This is a genomic window from Oceanospirillum sanctuarii, assembly GCF_002150805.1.
In the GTDB taxonomy this organism is placed as follows: domain Bacteria; phylum Pseudomonadota; class Gammaproteobacteria; order Pseudomonadales; family Halomonadaceae; genus Oceanospirillum; species Oceanospirillum sanctuarii.
Genome location: NZ_MTBA01000003.1, coordinates 378,366 through 397,436, shown reverse-complemented (window position 1 = coordinate 397,436; position 19,071 = coordinate 378,366). Strand labels below are relative to the sequence as shown.

Sequence of the window (19,071 nt, the reverse complement as noted above, 5' to 3'; positions counted from 1 at the left end):
GTCTGCGGGTTTTGACCGGGTCGCTGTGAAGCGTATCCGGTAATACACAATGTCCGGCAATAATAATGAGTGTCAGGCAACCCAGAGAAAGCCGTTCTCGGCACCGATAATTTAAGGAAGCACCATGAGTGACGAACAGAACCAACCGCAATTTGTACTTCAGCGCATCTACCTGAAAGATCTGTCTTTTGAGTCTCCAAACGCTCCGGCAACTTTTCAGCAGGATTGGGCGCCTAAGGTTCAGTTCGACCTGAACAGCAACAGCCAGCAAGTCGGTGAAAACCTGTACGAAGTGGTTGTTTCTCTGACTGTGACCGTAACCAACGAAGAGAAGACGGCGTTTCTGGTAGAGATCCAGCAGGCAGGTCTGTTCTTTATCCAGGGTCTGGAAGATGCACAGCTGCATCACACTCTGGGTGCTTTCTGCCCGAACGTACTTTTCCCGTACGCTCGTGAAGCCGTAGACAACATCGTGACCCGTGGAAGCTTCCCAGCTCTGATGCTGGCTCCTGTTAACTTTGATGCTCTGTACGCCGACGCCGTTCGTCGCCAGCAAGAGCAGGCAGGTAACGCTTAATCTGAATGGCCACACCACGTATCTACAGTCCCCAGCCCCTGGTCGAGGGGCAGTCGGTTCAGCTTGATGAAGCCGCTGCCCGCCATGTCGGGCTGGTCTTACGTATGAAGGCCGGACAGCCGCTGACTCTCTTTAACGGAGAGGGCGGCTGTTTTTCTGCCACCATCGAAGAATCCAGTAAGCGTTCGGTAACCGTATCCCTTGATACCTTCCATCCGGATGAAAAAGAATCCCCACTGAAAGTGCATCTGGCTCAGTCCATCTCCAAGGGCGATCGCATGGAATATGCGATTCAGAAAGCCACCGAGCTGGGAATTACCGAAATCACCCCCATCTACACCGAACATGGCGATGTGCGCCTGAAAGGCGACCGTGCCGCTAAGAAACAGCAGCACTGGCAACAGGTTGCGATCAGTGCCTGTGAGCAGTGTCAGCGCAACCGTGTACCTGTGGTTCATGCTCCGGTTGGTTTGCAGGAGTGGCTTGCTTCAGTCGAGGCAGATCTGAAGCTGGTACTGCACCACAGAACCGAACGTCAGCTCAGCGGTTACGACCAGCCGGAATCTGTCGCACTGTTGATCGGTCCGGAGGGCGGCTTGTCAGCTCCTGAGATCGCTCAGGCGGAAGCACAAGCGTTCCATCCATTAGCGTTAGGACCAAGGGTGCTGCGAACCGAAACGGCACCTGTGGTGGCGATGAGTGTACTCCAGTATCTGTGGGGCGACTTCTGAGCTCTATCAGTTAAAGACAGCACAAATTTTCCTGCCAGCAGCATCCGCTGGCAGTTATCGGGAGAAGGCAGATATGACGATTAAACTCGGCGTGGTGATGGATCCGATTGAGGGCATCACCTACAAGAAAGACACCACACTGGCGATGCTGTGGGCGGCTCAGGACCGGGGCTGGGAGCTGTTTTACATGCAGCAACAGGATCTCTATCTGCGGCAGGGCAAAGCGATGGCGGTGATGCAGCCATTAAAAGTGTTCCGCGACCCTGACAACTGGTTTGAGCTGGGCGAGCCGGTTCAGGCCAGCATGACGGAACTGGATACCGTGCTGATGCGCAAGGATCCGCCGTTTGATACCGAATTTCTGAACGCCACCTATCTGCTGGAACAGGCAGAGCGGGAAGGTGTTCTGGTGGTTAATAAGCCACAAAGTCTGCGTGACTGTAACGAGAAACTTTTTGCCCAGCAGTTCCCGGAATGCTGCCCGCCAACCGTGGTCAGCCGTCGTGAGGATATCCTGCGTGCGTTCCATAAAGAGCACGGTGACGTGATCTTCAAACCGCTGGATGGCATGGGTGGCACCGGTATCTTCCGGGTGAAGGAAGATGGCCTCAACATCGGCGCGATTCTGGAAACCCTGACCGAAATGGGCAGCCGTCAGATTATGGCGCAGAAATACCTGCCGGAAATCGTTGAAGGTGATACCCGAATCCTGATGGTGGATGGTAAGCCTGTGCCTTATGGTCTTGCGCGTATCCCGGCTCAGGGTGAAGTACGCGGTAATCTGGCCGCCGGTGGTGCCGGTGTCGGTCGTCCGCTGACGGATCGTGATTACTGGCTCTGTGAGCAAGTTGCGCCTGTGGTGAAAGAGAAAGGTCTGTTGTTTGTCGGTCTGGATGTGATCGGTGGTTATATGACCGAACTGAACGTCACCAGCCCGACCTGTGTCCGTGAGCTGAATGATCAGTTTGGACTGGATATCGCCGGAGACCTGATGGACGTGATCGCCGCTAAACTGGCCGAGCGTTCCGCTTAAAATCTCAGGTCACAGACGTTGAACAGGGACGCCAACACTTCCGATCAGCCTGTTATTCAGGTTGGAGGATTACCGCCGATTACGCACCCGGACAGCCAGGTGCGGGCGGTGGATCGTATCGCTTTTACGGTACTGCTGGCGTCTGCGATTCACTTTCTGATCTGGGCCGGTTTAGGGATTAACCCACCGGAACCCAAAGAGCGCTTGTCGAGCACCCTGCACGTTACCTTGAGCAAGGTGCCGTCGAAACCGGTGGAAGAAGCGGTCAAACATATTGCTGAGCAGGATCAGCAGGCCAGTGGCATCAGTGATCGGGAGCAGGAGCCGCAAACGTCAACCGCTCCACCGCCTCAGCCGGAAAAAACAGAACAGAAAAAGCCGGAGCAGAAAAAAACGGCACCGCCTGTTATTGCCAAAGTTGAGCCTGAGGTTGAGCCCAAGTCTGCGACAAAACCTAAGCCTGCGGTAAAACCTAAGCCTGTTCCTGAGCCGGAACCTGCCCCGGCTCCTGAGCAGCCTGATAAGGTTGAACCACCGGCAGAAGATCTGCCTCTGGTCACCAATTTAAGTGATGCTCAGGCGCTTCTGGCCCGCAGTCTTGAAATTGCGCGTCTTGAGGCTGAGCAGCAGGCATTGGCGGAGCAATACGCCAAACGCCCACGCGTTCGCACCATCTCAACCCTGACGGCCAAGGCCTCCGACGATGCTTTTTACCTGCGCCAATGGCAGGAGAAAATCGAACGGGTGGGTAACCTGAACTATCCTGAGCGTATCCGCAGAGAAAATCTGACTGGTCGCTTGCGGGTGCTGGTAGCACTCAATCCGGATGGTAGTGTCAAAGAGGCACAGATATTAAAATCCTCCGGCCACCCGGTACTGGATGAGGCTGCATTAGAGATTGTGCGTTTGGCCGCACCCTTTGCTCCCTTCCCACGATCGATTCGTGAGCGTACCGACATTCTCGAAATTATCCGTACATGGCAGTTCGGGAATGGCAACTTATTTGGCGAGGCGGGCTGATCCCCGTCTGGCAAGAGACAAAGGTTAAGTGATGAGTCAGTTTCAAAGTTTGCGTAACCACTTCCTGATTGCGATGCCTCATCTGGAAGACTCCAATTTTTCCGGCACCGTGACCTACATCTGCGAACACAATAAAGATGGGGCACTGGGCATTGTCATCAACAAAACACTGTCTCAGCTGCCGGTTGCCGAGCTGTTCGCTCAGCTGGAACTGCCGAACCCGAACAGTGGTCTGGCGGAATCGGAAGAGATCGTTCCCGCGATTATGGAAGGCGGCCCGGTTCACCATGAGCGTGGTTTTATTATTCATACTGGTGCTGCCGATGACTGGGAATCCAGTATGCAGGTGACCGATGAGCTGGCGCTGACCACCTCGGTAGATATTCTGGATGCCATCGCCAATCGTCAGGGGCCGGAGCAGTTTCTGATCGCTCTGGGCTGTGCTGGTTGGGAAGGCGGTCAGCTGGAGCGTGAGCTGCAGGAAAACACCTGGCTGACCTGTCCGGCCACTCTACCGGTTCTGTTTGACGCTCCTGCGGAGCAGAAACTGCAGGCCGCAGCAGGTCTTTTAGGCATCGATATCAACCTGATGAGCTCTCAGGCAGGCCACGCCTGATATGAGTGCTACTGAGAAAAAAAAGAAAGATAACACCGGTCAGCGCACGCTACTGGCGTTTGATTTTGGCACCACGCGTATTGGTGTGGCTGTCGGTCAGGAGATGCTGGGTACCGCAACCGCTCTGACACCGATCCCGGCAAGAGATGGCATTCCCAATAAAGAAGAGCTGAAAAAGCTGATCGATGAGTGGCAGCCGGATGCCTTTATTGTCGGCTTACCGATCAATATGGACGGCACCGAAAGTGAAATGAGCCGCCGTGCCCGTAAGTTTGGTAATCGTCTTTACGGTCAGTACGGCAAGCCCTGGTTTGGTGTCGATGAGCGCGGTACCACCAAGCAGGCGAAAAGCATCGCCAAAGATCTGGGTCACAAAGGCAGCTACAAAGACAATCCTGTTGATGGCATCGCGGCTCAGCTGATTTTAGAAGCCTGGTTTGATTCCCCTCAGGGATAAACACGCGCGGAATATGTTACATTGCGCCTCCGCAACCGCTGCTAAAGATAGTGCAGCTGATAAGCTAAAAGACGCGCAGCAATTTTGAAGGATCAGCCATGACTGACAATCAACGTTTAGTGATTCGCACCAATCAGGATCTGCCGGAGGTTGCACCTCTGCTGGATCAGATGGCTGATGCTTTGCGTCAGCGTATTGCACAGCTGGGGCAGGACAATATCGCTCTGGTGGGTATCCATTCCGGTGGCGTCTGGATCGCCGAACAGCTGCACCAGCGTCTGGCGCTGAGTGAGCCGATGGGCACGCTGGATATCTCTTTCTACCGTGATGACTACACCCGCGTGGGCCTGAACCCGAGCGTCAAACCGTCCAATCTGCCTTTTGCCACTGAGTCCCGCCATATTGTTCTGGTGGATGATGTCATCATGAGCGGCCGAACCATTCGCGCTGCCCTGAATGAGCTGTTTGACTATGGCCGCCCGGATTCTGTGACTTTGGTAACCCTGCTGGATCTGCCGGGTCGAGAACTGCCGATGCAGCCGGATATCACCGGTCAGCGACTGGAGCTGCCGGAAGGTGTACGAATTAAGCTGAGTGCAGAGCCTCTGTCCTTAGCCCTGATAGAGCCGGAAACGGCCTGATCCTTATTTGAAAACGGCAGTGATTTCACTGCCGTTTTTCTGCGCCCGCAAAAAAGTGGCGGGCGACTGCAACACACAGATCTGATGAATGTGCTGTTCTTTTTAATGTGTTGAAAGACTGGTGAGAACGACCGATGAAGCCGACAAGCGCCCCGCAAAATCCTGCAGATCCCCGATCTGTCCAGCTGACCGAGGATGGAAAGCTGCGCCACTTCTTAACTCTGGGTGGCCTCAATAAAGAGATTCTGGAAGAGATCCTCGATACCGCTGATTCCTTCGTCAACATGGGCGAACAGTCGGTGAAGAAAGTGCCTCTGCTGCGGGGTAAAACCGTAGTTAACCTGTTCTTCGAAAACAGTACCCGTACCCGCTCGACCTTTGAGCTGGCGGCTAAGCGCCTGTCTGCGGATGTACTGAATCTGGATATCAGCACCTCAGCGACCTCCAAGGGCGAAACCCTGATGGATACGCTGCAGAATCTGGAAGCCATGGGCAGTGATATGTTTGTGATCCGCCATGCTGATAGTGGTGCCCAGCACTTTATCGCCAGCCAGATCTCGCCCAATGTTGCCATTATCAACGCCGGTGACGGTCGCCACGCGCACCCGACGCAGGCGATGCTGGATATGTACACCATCCGCAAGCACAAGGGCGATTTCTCCAAGCTGAAGGTCGCGATTGTCGGCGATATTCTGCACTCCCGTGTGGCCCGATCCCAGATTCAGGCGCTGAATATTCTGGGTGCGGAAGAGGTTCGTCTGATCGGCCCGAAAACCCTGCTGCCACAGTCTCTGGCTGAGATGGGCGCAACCCTGTACACCCGTATGGAAGACGGTCTGAAAGATGTGGATGTGGTGATCATGCTGCGTCTGCAGAAAGAGCGTATGGCGGGTGCTTTGCTGCCGAGTGAAAGCGAGTTTTACCGCCTGTACGGTCTGACTACCGAGAAACTGAGTTATGCCAAACCGGATGCGGTTGTTATGCACCCGGGGCCGATTAACCGGGGGGTTGAGATTGAGTCTGCGGTGGCCGATGGCCCTCAGTCACTGATTCTGAATCAGGTAAGTTACGGTATCCCGATCCGTATGGCGGTGATGTCCATGGCCATCAGCGGCCAGACCCAGCAGAAAGCCAAAGCCGCAGAATCAAATTCAGACCAGTCAAATGCAGCAACCGGGGAGGCCTCCGCATGAAATTAACCATCCGTGGTGGTCGTCTGATCGATCCTTCTCAGCAACTGGATCAGGTAACGGATATCCATATTGATGATGGTCGTATTCTGGCTCTGGGTCAGGCTCCGGCTGGGTTTGCACCTGAGCGCACGCTGCATGCAGAAGGTCAGATCGTAGCGCCTGGCTTTATCGATATCGGTGCACACCTGCGTGAGCCGGGGCCAAGCTATAAAGGCAACCTGCGCAGTGAAACCAAGGCCGCGCTGGCGGGTGGTTACACCACCATCTGTTGTCGTCCGGATACCTCGCCTTGCATCGACAGTTCTGCCGTTATGCAGCAGCTGATGGATAAGGTCGAGCTGCTGGGTCAGGCGAAGGTTCGCCCGATTGGTGCCATGACCAAAGATCTGGAAGGGACGCACCTGAGTAATATGGCGGGTCTGCAGCATTCCGGCTGTGTTGCGGTTTCCAATATGCGCAAACCGATCGATAACACTCTGATTCTGCGTCGTTGCTTTGAATACGCATCTACCTTTGATCTGCGTGTGGTTTTCTATCCGGAAGATTCCTGGCTGCGTGCTGATGGCGTTGTCCATGAAGGCGCACTGGCCAGTCGTCTTGGTCTGGCAGGTATTCCTGCAGCGGCAGAAGCGATTGGTCTGTCCCGTGTACTGCATCTGGTGGAAGTGACCGGTGTTCGTGTGCACTTCAGCGCTCTGTCCACTGCTCAGGCGGTAGAGATGATTGCTCAGGCACAGGCCAAAGGCCTGCCGGTAACGGCGGATGTCACCATGGCGCACCTGACCTACACCGAAGCTGAGATCGACGGCTACAACAGCCAGTTCTTTGTGCAGCCTCCACTGCGTAGCGTAGCGGATCGTGATGCTCTGCGTCAGGGTGTTCGTGATGGCGTACTGAGCGTGATCAGCTCTGCACACCTGCCCCATGAAGAAGCGGCGAAGATGGCTCCTTTTGCAGCCTCCGAACCGGGTATGGCGACGCTGGAAACTCTGCTAAGTCAGGGGCTGGATCTGGTAGCTGATGGCGTTATCACCCTACCTCAGCTGATCGAGCGCCTGACCACAGGCCCTGCTCAGGCGATGGGCATTGCTGCAGGTCAGCTGGCGGTTGGTCAGCCGGCAGATCTGTCGATCTTCGATACCGAAAGCGAATGGCAGGTGAGCGATGACAACCTGTTCACCGCAGGTGAGAACTCGCCACTGATGGGTGCGACTCTTAAAGGTCAGGTGAAGACGACTCTGGTCGATGGTGCGGTGGTTTTTGAGCGTTAATCTCTGATTACGACGTTCCTGAAAACGACCTGCGTCACATACAAAGCCCCTGATATCCGGCGCCAGTACCTCCGGATACAGGGGCTTTGTTCGACTTATTAACCCTAAATTTTATATGTTATTTTTTGTTGCTCTGGTAAAGTGGCGCTATAAATAGAAATAGCCAGATTCTGGCCAAGAGCAACGGTCTTTTTATCCGGCTGACAGGCTGGATGATAGGGAAATCGATCAATTCAGAGAGGGAGCTTATGAACGCTGTCAGCCCGGAAAAACAAGCGATCCTGCTAGAGAGTGGCACCAACGAGCTGGAAATTATTGAGTTTCAGCTACGTAAGCAACGTCCCGATGGCACCGAAAAAATCAGCCATTACGGTATCAACGTCGCCAAAGTGCGCGAAGTGATCCGGGTTCCTGAAACCACCGATTATCCCAATCCCCAACCTCATCTTGTTGGCGTTTTCTCTCTGCGTGACAGCTTGATCCCACTGGTGGATCTGGGTGGCTGGCTGGGCGTGAAAACACCAACCGCCTTTGAAACCAAAAACGTCATCGTCACCGACTTTAATCGCATGGCTAACGGTTTTCTGGTGGACAGCGTGAGTCGCATTCACCGTATCTCCTGGGAAGAAGTGGAATCTCCAAGTCAGTTTCTGGAAAGCGGTGAACAGGATTGCGTCGTGGCCGTGGTTCGTCGTGATGACCGCCTGATCATGATTCTGGATTTCGAGAAGATCATCGCGGATATCAATCCGGAACTGAGCATGGAGAAATACAACGTCACCGAAGATCGTAAAGTGATCATCGATGACCGTATGACTGCTAAGCGTCAGGCGAATACCCTGTTGGTAGTGGATGACTCCGCCTTTATCCGTAAGCTGATCGAAACTACGCTGCGTACTTCAGGCTACAACGTGATTGCCGCAAAAGATGGTGCCGATGCCTACGAAATGCTGCAGGAGTTTGAGCTGGTCGCCGAGGAAGAAAACCTGCCGGTGAGCGATCTGGTCAGCATGGTGATCTCGGATGTAGAGATGCCGCGCATGGACGGCCTGCATCTGGTAAAACGCCTGCGTGATGGCAAAGCTTACCGCACGACACCGATTGTGATGTTCTCCTCCATCATGAGTGATGAGAACCGCCACAAAGCCCTCAGCCTTGGTGCCAACGACACCATGACCAAACCTGAGATCGGCAAGCTGGTGGGTATGGTGGATAGCTATTTGTTGTAGCTATCTGTTGTAAGGCTTATCGCTCTGATCGCATTAAAAACGCCCGACTGTGAAAACAGCCGGCGTTTTTTGTTTGGTAATAAATATCGTAATTTGCAGTATTTCGACTCGTTCCCACGCTCCGCGTGGGAACGCATAGGCCTCAGGCTCCCACGCAGAGCGTGGGAGCCAGTTTATGGTTATCATCTAGTTTTAGCGTTTTGAATGGAGTCTTTACATGTCGACAGTTACTTATGGGATGTTTGTACGGAAAAGCAAGCAGACACTTAAATCATCTGAAGTTCGAGCTGATAGAGCTCTTGCAAATACAATCGATAATACTATCTATGAATACGAGCTTAGATGCCCGCACTGTGAGAAGGACTCTGAATATGCATTGGAGTTTGAACTACCTCAAGGCGATTCAGAATATCCAAGAAATATGCCGCCAAAGCGTTGTAAAAGCTGTTCTCGTCATATTTTGAACTCAGGTACGAAAGTTACAGTTCTGGAAGATAGCTAGAATTCTCGTTCCCACGCTCCGCGTGGGAATGCATAGACCTCAGGCTACCACGCAGAGCGTGGGAGCCAGTCTCGTGTAGAGTCAGCCTATTTGTCAGGGAATATCCGAGATTAGTTCTTCCCCGCATTAGCTACTTTGGCTTTGATCCAGCCGATGACACGGCCAAAAAACGGTAGTTTCTCGTAGAAATGCTCGCCCGCATCCCAGAAATCGGTGTGGTGGGTGATGCGCCCTTCCTCATCCTGTTCAATCTCGCTGACGCCGGGGAATTCCCACAGGCCGATCGTGTCCAGATGGCCGCTGAAGCGCCACTTCACCAGATAGTGCCGGTTGTGCAGCTGATCATGCTGAGGATGTTCAAACACCGCCTCGATCAGAAAGCGAGCGTCCTTCACTGAACTGTGGAAATGATTCAGGAGCTGACAGACCGCTTCTTGGCCGTTGATGCGCTGGAAGGGATCTTTAAACACGATATTGCCGTGCACCAGATGTGCGATATCTGCCGGTGTCACGGGCTTGCTGTGATGCGCTCCCTGAAACAGGTCGAAATACTGTCTTAGTTGCTGGTGCAGCCGGTCTTGCTGCTGATTCTGTTCCGTCTCGGTATTAGCGTCCATGACCGGTACCTCTGTTGATCATTGGGAAGAAGATACGATCAGGTAACCATTTTAGAAAGCTCATGGCAATGGCCATACGGGTGGGGAACACGACCTCAAACTTTTTACCGGCAAGTCCTTTGATGATGGCGTTTGCGGCTTCATCAACACTGATCAGGAAGGGCATATCAAACTCGTTTTTATCCGTCAGCGGAGTTTTAACAAAGCCGGGATTGATCAGGCGGATATCAACACCAGAGCTGTACAGTTCAGCTCTTAAAGACTCTGCCAGATTGATCAGCGCGGCCTTACTAGCACCGTAAGCACTGGCGGTAGGTAAACCGCGATAACCCGCCACAGATGCGACGATTGATATCTGTCCCTGCTGGCGCTCAAGATAATGGGGCAGCAGTACTTCAAGGGGAATTGCGGCTCCCAAGGTATTGATCTGTAAGAGCTTACTCACCGTTTCAGCGTTGAATTCACTGGCTGCCATCGGTTGATGAGTGCCGGCATTAAGAATGACCCGATCCGGCAGACGTTCTTCTTCGATGAGCTGGTTAAAGGCTTCCGTGACCTGATCTTTATTGGTGACATCGCAAGACAGCGACAGAATACGGCCAGTCAGGCTGGCTGCTTCATCAACCACCTGCTGCAGTGTTTCCCGGTTTCGGGCGCTGATGGCAACGGTATGTCCGGCCTTGGCATAGGCCAAAGCCACGGCTTTACCGATGCCCTGACTGGCACCGGTAATCCAGATCAGTTCCTGTGACATAAGATCACCTTTGATGGGCTGAGAATTTGTATGAGGGTTTTATAGGTGTTCGTTTAAGTGCGTTTAACTGCATTTAACTGCGTTTAAGTGCGTTTAAGTGCGTTTAAGAGCGTTTAAGAGCGTTTAACTGCGTTTAAGTGTCTAAAAGTTTGCACTTACTTTTCTCGGACCAGTAGGGTTAATCGGGGTAGCAGCGCTGGCAATTTAGCTGAATAGTAGAACCGTCATCGGCGATAAAACGCATCCGTAGCCAGCGTTGATCATTGGCGTACCAGACCCAGGTATCTTCCAGATCTCCCGTGTAGCGATAACGGGTTGTGAGCACCTCTTCGCGGCCATCGGAAACCCGCTCAAGCTCTTCTTTCTCCACACGGATCTGATTCAATTCGCCGGTGAGAGAGTTAAACAGCTGACTCTGGTGGATAATGCTGCGATTGTAGTGATTGCTGAGTGCGAGCGTCTCGGCACCATTGGTCAGAGGCTTGGCGGATTCAGTAGCCGCTTCGCCTTTTTTCGCCGCTCTTAAACCTCCGCGCCAGAACGGCAAACCGCTGGCATCCTGACTCAACTGCAGGAAGGTTTCGCTCAGCTCACCATTACGGTCGATGCGACTGGTAAAACCGGTCAGTTGATTTCCCTGCCACTGCTCAACCCCCAGATAACGAAAGCGATAAGAGAAAAAGAGGAAGGCTTTGAAGTCTAGCGCCATCCGGCTCTCAACCTGCCAGCTGTTATCGTCACCGTTGAAGTCGACCTGATAACTGCCCACAGGCTTGCCATTGCGGGTGACCTCAAAGCTGAGTTCGTCACCGTACAGGCGCTGCCAGTGGGAGAGGTTATGAAAGCTGTTCTGGGGCAAAAGCTGCTGAGCGGCGCTCTGGGTAAGAGTCTCAGCTTGTGCCGAGGCGCTGCCCGTTAGCGACCCGCTACCTATCAGCAGGCCGCTGAAAATTAAGCCAGCGTTGCTCCTCAGATAATGCCGGATGCATACCATGGTTCTACTCCGGTTTTTTCAGGCGGAACAGATAAACATCGATGCTTTCATGGCGGAATCCGCTCTCACAGTAGCAGAGGTAATAGCGCCACAGACGGCGGAAACGCTCATCGAAGCCCAATGGCTGAATCGATTGCCAGGCGGCTTCAAAGTTATCGCGCCATTCTGCCAGTGTCCGGGCGTAGTCCTGACCAAAGGCTTGCTGGTGATTCAGCTCAAGTCCTGCCATCTCCGCCTGCTCCTGTACGACACGAGGTGTCAGCAACATGCCACCAGGGAAGATATAGCGCTGAATAAAATCGGCGTTGTTGCGATAGTTTTCAAAGCGATCTTCCTCAATGGTAATCACCTGAATTACCGCTTCACCACCGGGTTTCAGCCGGTCGTACAGGGTTTGGAAATAGGTCGGCCAGTGTGCTTCGCCCACCGCTTCCAGCATCTCGATGGAGGCAATTTTGTCGTACTGACCTTCGATCATTCGGTAATCGGTCAGGGTCGCCTCGCCCCGGTTATCCACAGCGTGATCTTTCAGACGCTTCTGTGCCCAGGCAAGCTGCTCTGTGGATAAGGTAACCCCGTGATATTGGCTGTTCTCATGCTGTGTCAGCAGTCGCTCAGCAAAGCCACCCCAGCCACAGCCGATCTCCAGTACCTTGTCCTGTGGCTGAATATTGAGCAGCTCCAGAATACGATCGTATTTGTTGTGCTGGGCGCTTTGCAGGCTCTCCTGGGGCTGCTGATACAGTGCGGAGGAATAGGTCATGCTCGGGTCAAGCCACTGCTCATAAAACTCATTGCCCAGATCATAGTGTGCCGAAATATTACGGCGGCTGCCCTTCAGACTGTTGTCATTCAGGCGGTGCAGTAAACGGTGCAACCAGCGACCAAAGGCGCTGCCTTCAAAAACATCATCCAGTGCCTGACTGTTATGCATCGCCCATTCGGTCACCTGCAGCAGATCATCGGTTTCCCAGTCGCCTTCGATATAGGCTTCACCCCAGCCGAGTACGCCGGAAATATAGGCTTTACGCACGGCCGCGGTACTGTTCAGGCGAATAGTGGGAGCGGGAATGCCCTCTTTCAGCTCGCCAATGTGTACCGATCTGTGATCCGGCAGCACCAGAGTCAGGCGGCTCAGGTGAGCTTTCTGCATCGTACCGATCAGCCAGCGCCAGAACGGATGGCGAATCTGAGTAATCTCTACTTCATGGATACCCTGCTGCTTTTTCGCAGCGGGTTGATGACGGCTATAGCCTGCGCCTGAAACTGCAGAGCTTTCAGAGGAGGCTGGTGCCTGAGTCGTTGAGCGTGAATTGGACAGCATGGTTTATTCCTCTTTTGTTGTCATTGCCAGAGGCTGGCCTTTAGAGACAAGCGGGGGATGGGCAATGCCTTTGCGGCTGACCAGTGGGATTTTTTTCAGCCAAAGGCGAAGGGCTTCCCAGTGAATGCCCGCAATCACTTTGTAGGTAAACAGGGGGCGTTTCAGTGCCATGGCGATCAGCCCCTTAGCGTTGAGAGGCGTACTTTTGCCCGTAAGGGTTGCATTCAGCAGCAGGCCTTCACTGTCTTCCTGACGGATCAAAACCTTAAGCACTTCGCCCGGTGTGGCGATGCGGAAGCGATACTGGCAATCCATATTGATAAACGGCGAGACATAAAACACCTTATCCGCCTGATGACGCAGAGCGGTTTTTTCACCGATCTGTACCGGTTTGGCTTCCACCGAGTAGATGTGTTTTTGGCTGAAGGTGTTACTCACCTGATACAGGGTGGTGGCCAATTCTCCGGCTTCGTTGTAGCAGAAGAAGATGCATAGCGGATTGAAGCTGTAACCCAGATGACGAGGCATACAAAGCAGCTCGATTCGGGCTGCTGGCTCACAGCCATTGTCTGCCAACAGGCGTTGAGCATGCTGTTTGATGCTGTCGCCTTCGGTGGTGACATAATCCTTATCGTACAGACTGAACAGTCCCGGACGGTTATAGCCGAACAGGCGCTGGCCAAGCTTTTTGCCATTGCTCTTTTCCAGCGTTGTCAGCTCGTCCAGATCCAGCAGGAAGGTGCCGGTCTGATAAACAAAGCGATGACGCACGGGTTTGACCCGGTCGTGCATCACGGTGCTGTAGTAGAGGCGGCTGTTCAGGCCGGTTTCAGTATGCTCAGACAGAGACATATCCTTTGCTCCGATCAGCTGGCCATTGAGGATTGGGTGGAGATATGGCCCGGCCAGAAGATACGGCCGGATTCGTTTTCCACCTGCCATGGGCGACGCACGCCACCCAGCGCTTCAGCCACGGCAAGGCCGGACTGCAGGCCATCTTCGTGAAAGCCAAAACCAAAGTAAGCGCCACAGAACCAGGTATGGTTTTCGCCCTGCAACTTATACAGTTCCTGTTGAGCGGCCATGGCGTTTTTATCAAAGACCGGATGATCGTAGAGGAAGCTGCAGTGAATGCTGCCCTCTTCTGGTTCTGTCGGTGGATTCAGGGTGACGATAAGAGGTTTCTCAGTAGCCAGTGGCTGGAGTTTGTTCATCCAGTAACTCACCGCCAGAGATTGCTGGTTATGCAGCTCGCCGGTACTTCCCCGCAGGTAGTTCCAGCTGGACCAGACTTTGCGGTTCTTCGGCATCAGGCGGGTATCGCTGTGCAGAATCGCCTTGTTGCGCTGATAACCAAATGCACCCAGCAGATGTTGTTCCTGCTGAGTCGGATTGCTCAACAGCTGCAGAGCTTCGTTAGCGTGACAGGCCAGCACCACCTCATCGAACTCCCGTTGTTCACCACGGGAATCCACCACGATCACCTTGGTTTCGCCTTTTTCTTTATTAGGGCGAATCACCTGACGGGCACCACGGTTGCAGAAGGTGGCAGGCTGAATTTCCCGGATCAGCTTGCTGACATATTCCCGACTGCCGCCACGAACGGTGTGCCACTGCGGTCGGTCATCCACCTGCAGCAGGCCGTGGTTCTGACAGAAGTTCAGGAAGGCCAGTGCCGGATACTCAAGCATCTGATCGGCAGGAGTGGACCAGATCGCCGCGCCCATAGGGATCAGGTGCAGGTCGCGGAAATCATCGGAGTAGTTAAACTTCTTCAGTAGTTCGCCCAGCGTCATCTCTTCCGGAATCTGGTCCTGCCAGTTATCGGATTCTTTATAGAAGCGCAGGGTATCTTTCAGCATGCGCCAGACACGTGGATTGAATACATTTTTCAGATTGGGAAAGATGCCACTCAGGCCGTTACCGTTATATTCGATGTCGCCATCTTCCGCTGAAACCGCAAAAGACATATCGGTTTCCGGTGCATCGACACCGATATGCTTAAACAGTGCGGTCAGGTTAGGGTAGTTCACCGGATTAAAGACGATAAAACCGGTATCCACCGGAATACTGCCGTCTTCGGTACTTACCGTGACCGTATTGGAATGGCCGCCAAAGCGGTCATCTTTCTCGAACAAAGTGACGGAGTGTTTTTTGCTCAGCAGCCAGGCCGCCGACAGACCGGAGATACCCGAACCGATTACGGCAACCGTTTTGCCACCTGCGGTATTCGCCGGAGACTGAGCGTCAGATGCTGAAATGTCGGACACAGAGTGGCCGGTAACTGTAGAGACCATAAAGATGCTCCAAATAAGCTGATGTTCAAGATCCGTTGACTGACTTTACGGTGGGGTGTGATAAGCAGATCACTGGAGTAATGTCAGCGATCTGCTAAAAGGTTTTTTTATCAGCATAGCGTGAACGCGATCACAAAAGGTGTCATCTTGAACCTGATCACTATAAAAAAGTTTATGACATGACATAAATTCACAATCCTGATTGATCTGCTGGTGATCCGGTGAAAATGCCGACGCGTAAAAAGCGCAGATAACGGGAGAGAACGGATGGAAAAAGTGCAATCAGCATCTCAGAACTGGAATCAGGCGCTGACGGAAGTAGGTGAAAACCGCGACCGTGAACAGTTTGCAGCCCTGTACCAGCATTTTGCTCCGCGGGTGAAAACCTACCTTCTCAGGTTTGGATTGTCTGATGCTCAGGCTGAAGAGCTGGCACAGGAAGCACTGCTTCAGGTGTGGCGTAAAGCGGAGCAGTATCATGCTTCTAAGGCAGCGGCATCCACCTGGATTTTCTGTATCGCCCGTAATTTATTTATCGATCAGCAGCGCTCCGGACGGGGGAAACTGGAACAGAGTACAGATTCCTACCACGAGCACGAAGGACTGCTGAACCATCAGGAGCAGGCCAGTGAGGATGACAACAGCTGGCAAAGCTCACAGAAGCATATAGAAGACGCTTTGAAAGAATTACCGCTTATGCAGGCTCAGTTAGTTTACAAATCCTACTATCAGGGCAAGAGTCACAGTGAAATCGCTGCAGACCTTGAGATCCCGATCGGTAGTGTGAAGTCCGGCTTACGTCTGGCTTTTAAGAAGTTACGCCTATCGTTAGCTGCGGACAGTTTTGCCGGGGGAGAGACGCTATGACTTTTGATCCGATCGCTTTAACCCGGGAACCCGAGTTCCGTCTTAATTCTGCACCGAAACACCATCCGGATGATGCCACTCTTGTGAGCTATGCTTCCGGTGGTTTAAGCGCTGGTGCCCAGCTGTTGTTGCAGTGTCATCTGGCTTGTTGTGAGCATTGCCGTGAGCGGGTCACTGAAGCAGAGGCTATTGGTGGTGGTTTGCTGGAACATCTGCCCCAGGCAAAGATGAATACCAGCGTGGATGATATTTTTGCCAAACTGGATCTGTTGGATTCAGACCCGATCTCACAGGCGGAAGAGATTCCGGTCAAACGTCCTGACTGGTTGCCTGAGTGGGCTGAACCTGTCGCCAAGTGGCTGGAAACGGATCAGAACTGGCAGCGACTGGCACCCGGTATCAGTCAGATTAAGTTTGAGCAGCCGGAGTTTGCCAAAGACAAGGCGGTACGTCTGCTGAAGATCTCACCGGGCACCTGTATGCCAAGCCATGGTCACAACGGCAGTGAGCTGACGTTGATTCTTAGTGGTTCTTACTGCGATGAAACAGGCCGTCTTTGTGCAGGTGATGTGGCGGATCTTGATCCGGATATCAAACACCAGCCGATTGCGGATCGTGATCAGGACTGTATCTGTCTGATTGTTACCGATGCGCCACTGAAGTTTGAGGGTTGGATTCCAAAACTGATGCAGCCTTTCTTTGGTTTATAGCGCCGTTAAGTGTCAAATCAGGGAGTTATGCTCCCTGATTCGGACTTGTTTGAAAATCGAGTAAATACTCGGTTTTTAGGCGCGTAAAACACTGGAAAAGCCCGATTGCTGAATCGGGCTTTTTTATGCCAAAAAGGGGGAGTACGCAATTCAGAATCAGGTGTTATGCTGGGCTTCTAAAACACATAAACTATAAGAACCATAACCCACACGTTACTCTCCATTTTTGAGATAAGGATACTTCTGCCATGGCCTTTAACCTGCAATGGGCTGATAACAAGCCAACTCCATGGAATCTGGGCAAGATTGTTTGTATTGGACGTAACTACGCTGAGCATGCCAAAGAACTGAATAATCCGATTCCGGCTAAACCGCTACTCTTTATTAAACCGGCCACAGCAGCAGTTGATATCAGTAAGCCTCTGGTACTGCCTGAAGGTCAGGGCGAGTGTCACCACGAGGCTGAGATTGCTTTGCTGGTTGGCGATACCATCAGTAAGGTCAGCCCTGAAAATGCGATGACCAATATTGTTGGTGTTGGGCTGGCGCTGGATCTGACCTTAAGAGATCTGCAGAGTCAGCTGAAAGAGAAAGGCCACCCCTGGGAGGTATCCAAAGCCTTTGATGGTTCTGCACCTCTGTCCGGTTTTATTCCTTGTGAGCCTGTATGTGACGAGCATCTGGAGATCAGTCTGAGTGTTAATGATCAGCTGCGTCAGCAGGGCAGTTGCGACCAGATGATTACTCCGGTTGCTGAACTGGTGAGCTTTATCAGCCAGATCTTTACCCTTGAAGCTGGCGACGTGATTCTGACCGGTACTCCGGCGGGTGTTGCTGCGTTGAATCCCGGTGATCGTTTCGAGATGGCACTGAAAAATCAGCGGCAGGAAGTTCACCTGCAGGTGGCCGGATCCGTCGCAAGCTGACGCGGGTCAATAAGCCGTCTATCTTCCGGTAAAAAGTGAAGCCCGTCTCTGGTCAGAGGCGGGCTTCTTTTATATCTATGGTGCTCCCAATAATAATAACGAGGAGAGCACCTTGCAGTTCTTTCCCAGCCAATGGCAGGTTTTTCAGCAGCAGACTTCTCTTGAGGGTAAGTTGGTTGCTGTTGCCGAACAACTCCAGACACTTTGCGCCGATGTTGAGCGTTTTTCAGTGGCCGTTTATGACGAAAAAACGGACATGCTGAAGACTTACTACTCTACCAGTCATGCCGACGAAGCGATTACCCGTTATCAGGCGCGGTTGAATGCCGTTCCCTCCCTGAAGCAGCTGAGCCTGTCATCCACGCCAAGGGTGATTAATGACCTCAGCTGCCTGAGCCATAACGATACCTACCATACCCAGGCACTGCTCAATCAGGGCTGGCGATCCAGCTGTACCCTGCCGATGCGTTACAGCGACAGCTTTATGGGCTTTATCTTTTTTAACTCCCGTAAACCGGATGTGTTTGTTGGCAATCAGCTGATTCATCTGGAGCTGATTGGCCAGTTGATCACCATGCTGGTGCATGATGAGATTGCCCAGGCGAGAACGCTGAAAGGAGCTGTTCAGTCGGCGCTGGCGCTATCCTGTGGTCGGGATGAGGAAACCGGTCAGCATCTTGAGCGTATGGGTTATTACTCACGCATTATTGCTCATCATATCGCCGGAGCTTTTGGCTTTGACGATCACTTTGTTGAGCAGGTTTTCCAGTTTGCTCCGGTACATGATCTGGGCAAAATTGCGATTCCTGACAGTATTCTGCTGAAGCCCGGTAAGCTGACCGAAGATGAGTATCGGGAGATGCAGACCCACACCGTCAAAGGCGCTCAGATGCTGGAGGATGTGTTTGAGCATCACGGCATTCAGGAGGGGGAATCCAGTCGGATTCTGCGCCATATCGTGCTTTATCATCATGAGATGTGCGATGGCTCCGGTTATCCCTACGGGTTGACCAAAGACGATATTCCGCTGGAAGCACGTATTGTTGCCGTGGCGGACATCTTTGATGCCCTCACCTCCCGTCGACCCTATAAAGAACCCTGGAGTAATGAGAAGGCACTGGCGACCCTGCAGGAGATGGCGGAAAAACGTCTGTGCCCGGAGTGTGTGCAGGCACTGGCCGATAATATGGATGAAGTGCGTATGATTCAGCAGATGTATGAAGAGAGCCTGTTCTGATCCGGAATCAGGTCAGACGGGTTTCGGTTGAGAAACATAGGCCATAAAAAAACGGCGACCTCTGTATTGACGTGT

The 19,071-nt window shown here is 52.9% G+C and carries 20 protein-coding genes; 14 read left to right on the top strand and 6 right to left on the bottom strand.

All coding sequences use genetic code 11. From position 1 onward, the window contains the following. Nucleotides 1-124: 124 nt before the first annotated feature. From secB to BV405_RS05525, 10 genes are all read left to right on the top strand, one after another. Nucleotides 125-577 (top strand): protein-export chaperone SecB, encoded by a 453-nt coding sequence (secB, locus tag BV405_RS05570; RefSeq protein WP_086479873.1) that lies wholly within the window; start codon nt 125-127, stop codon nt 575-577. Between the two features lie 5 nt (nt 578-582). Beyond that, nucleotides 583-1,308, top strand: a complete 726-nt coding sequence (locus tag BV405_RS05565; protein ID WP_086479872.1) for a 16S rRNA (uracil(1498)-N(3))-methyltransferase — start codon at nt 583-585, stop codon at nt 1,306-1,308. Nucleotides 1,309-1,381: 73 nt separating this feature from the next. Further along, the gene (gshB, locus tag BV405_RS05560; RefSeq protein ID WP_086479871.1) at nt 1,382-2,341 is read left to right on the top strand and encodes a glutathione synthase; all 960 of its coding nucleotides are present in this window, start codon (nt 1,382-1,384) and stop codon (nt 2,339-2,341) included. Nucleotides 2,342-2,359: 18 nt separating this feature from the next. After that, nucleotides 2,360-3,361 (top strand): energy transducer TonB, encoded by a 1,002-nt coding sequence (locus tag BV405_RS05555; RefSeq protein WP_086479870.1) that lies wholly within the window; start codon nt 2,360-2,362, stop codon nt 3,359-3,361. 31 nt (nt 3,362-3,392) lie between these two features. Then, a complete protein-coding gene (locus tag BV405_RS05550; protein ID WP_086479869.1) occupies nt 3,393-3,977 on the top strand; it encodes a YqgE/AlgH family protein in 585 nt (194 codons plus the stop codon). A 1-nt stretch (nt 3,978) separates the two neighbouring features. Beyond that, nucleotides 3,979-4,434, top strand: a complete 456-nt coding sequence (gene ruvX, locus BV405_RS05545) for a Holliday junction resolvase RuvX (protein WP_086479868.1) — start codon at nt 3,979-3,981, stop codon at nt 4,432-4,434. A 98-nt stretch (nt 4,435-4,532) separates the two neighbouring features. Next, nucleotides 4,533-5,075 (top strand): bifunctional pyr operon transcriptional regulator/uracil phosphoribosyltransferase PyrR, encoded by a 543-nt coding sequence (gene pyrR, locus BV405_RS05540; protein ID WP_086479867.1) that lies wholly within the window; start codon nt 4,533-4,535, stop codon nt 5,073-5,075. A 134-nt stretch (nt 5,076-5,209) separates the two neighbouring features. Next, on the top strand, nt 5,210-6,268 hold the full coding sequence (locus tag BV405_RS05535) for an aspartate carbamoyltransferase catalytic subunit (protein ID WP_086479866.1): 1,059 nt from the start codon (nt 5,210-5,212) through the stop codon (nt 6,266-6,268). Continuing rightward, nucleotides 6,265-7,539: a dihydroorotase gene (locus tag BV405_RS05530; RefSeq protein ID WP_086479865.1), complete on the top strand. Its 1,275-nt coding sequence runs from the start codon at nt 6,265-6,267 to the stop codon at nt 7,537-7,539. Before BV405_RS05535 ends, BV405_RS05530 begins: the two co-directional genes overlap by 4 nt. A 248-nt stretch (nt 7,540-7,787) precedes the next feature. Next, nucleotides 7,788-8,768 (top strand): chemotaxis protein CheV, encoded by a 981-nt coding sequence (locus BV405_RS05525; protein ID WP_086479864.1) that lies wholly within the window; start codon nt 7,788-7,790, stop codon nt 8,766-8,768. A gap of 612 nt (nt 8,769-9,380) precedes the next feature. Here the strand turns inward: BV405_RS05525 and BV405_RS05515 are convergent. The 6 genes from BV405_RS05515 to BV405_RS05490 form a co-directional block, all read right to left on the bottom strand. Next, entirely contained in the window at nt 9,381-9,887 is a 507-nt protein-coding gene (locus BV405_RS05515) for a nuclear transport factor 2 family protein (protein ID WP_086479862.1), read from the bottom strand. Continuing rightward, on the bottom strand, nt 9,877-10,641 hold the full coding sequence (locus tag BV405_RS05510) for an SDR family NAD(P)-dependent oxidoreductase (RefSeq protein WP_086479861.1): 765 nt from the start codon (nt 10,639-10,641) through the stop codon (nt 9,877-9,879). The genes BV405_RS05515 and BV405_RS05510 overlap by 11 nt, the downstream gene beginning before the upstream one ends. A 178-nt stretch (nt 10,642-10,819) precedes the next feature. Continuing rightward, nucleotides 10,820-11,635, bottom strand: coding sequence for a DUF6134 family protein (locus tag BV405_RS05505; protein ID WP_086479860.1), 816 nt, complete (start codon nt 11,633-11,635; stop codon nt 10,820-10,822). Nucleotides 11,636-11,639: 4 nt separating this feature from the next. After that, the gene (locus BV405_RS05500) at nt 11,640-12,959 is read right to left on the bottom strand and encodes an SAM-dependent methyltransferase (RefSeq protein WP_086479859.1); all 1,320 of its coding nucleotides are present in this window, start codon (nt 12,957-12,959) and stop codon (nt 11,640-11,642) included. A 3-nt stretch (nt 12,960-12,962) separates the two neighbouring features. Continuing rightward, on the bottom strand, nt 12,963-13,811 hold the full coding sequence (locus BV405_RS05495; protein ID WP_176330061.1) for a DUF1365 domain-containing protein: 849 nt from the start codon (nt 13,809-13,811) through the stop codon (nt 12,963-12,965). A gap of 14 nt (nt 13,812-13,825) precedes the next feature. Beyond that, nucleotides 13,826-15,256, bottom strand: coding sequence for an NAD(P)/FAD-dependent oxidoreductase (locus tag BV405_RS05490; RefSeq protein ID WP_086479857.1), 1,431 nt, complete (start codon nt 15,254-15,256; stop codon nt 13,826-13,828). 267 nt (nt 15,257-15,523) lie between these two features. Between BV405_RS05490 and BV405_RS05485 the strand changes: the two genes are divergently transcribed. The 4 genes from BV405_RS05485 (at nt 15,524) to BV405_RS05470 (ending at nt 18,996) form a co-directional block, all read left to right on the top strand. Further along, nucleotides 15,524-16,123: a sigma-70 family RNA polymerase sigma factor gene (locus BV405_RS05485; RefSeq protein ID WP_086479856.1), complete on the top strand. Its 600-nt coding sequence runs from the start codon at nt 15,524-15,526 to the stop codon at nt 16,121-16,123. Beyond that, the gene (locus BV405_RS05480; RefSeq protein WP_086479855.1) at nt 16,120-16,833 is read left to right on the top strand and encodes a ChrR family anti-sigma-E factor; all 714 of its coding nucleotides are present in this window, start codon (nt 16,120-16,122) and stop codon (nt 16,831-16,833) included. Before BV405_RS05485 ends, BV405_RS05480 begins: the two co-directional genes overlap by 4 nt. Before the next feature lie 248 nt (nt 16,834-17,081). Next, nucleotides 17,082-17,759, top strand: coding sequence for a fumarylacetoacetate hydrolase family protein (locus BV405_RS05475; RefSeq protein ID WP_086479854.1), 678 nt, complete (start codon nt 17,082-17,084; stop codon nt 17,757-17,759). A gap of 112 nt (nt 17,760-17,871) precedes the next feature. Beyond that, nucleotides 17,872-18,996 (top strand): HD-GYP domain-containing protein, encoded by a 1,125-nt coding sequence (locus BV405_RS05470; protein WP_086479853.1) that lies wholly within the window; start codon nt 17,872-17,874, stop codon nt 18,994-18,996. Nucleotides 18,997-19,071: the final 75 nt, after the last annotated feature.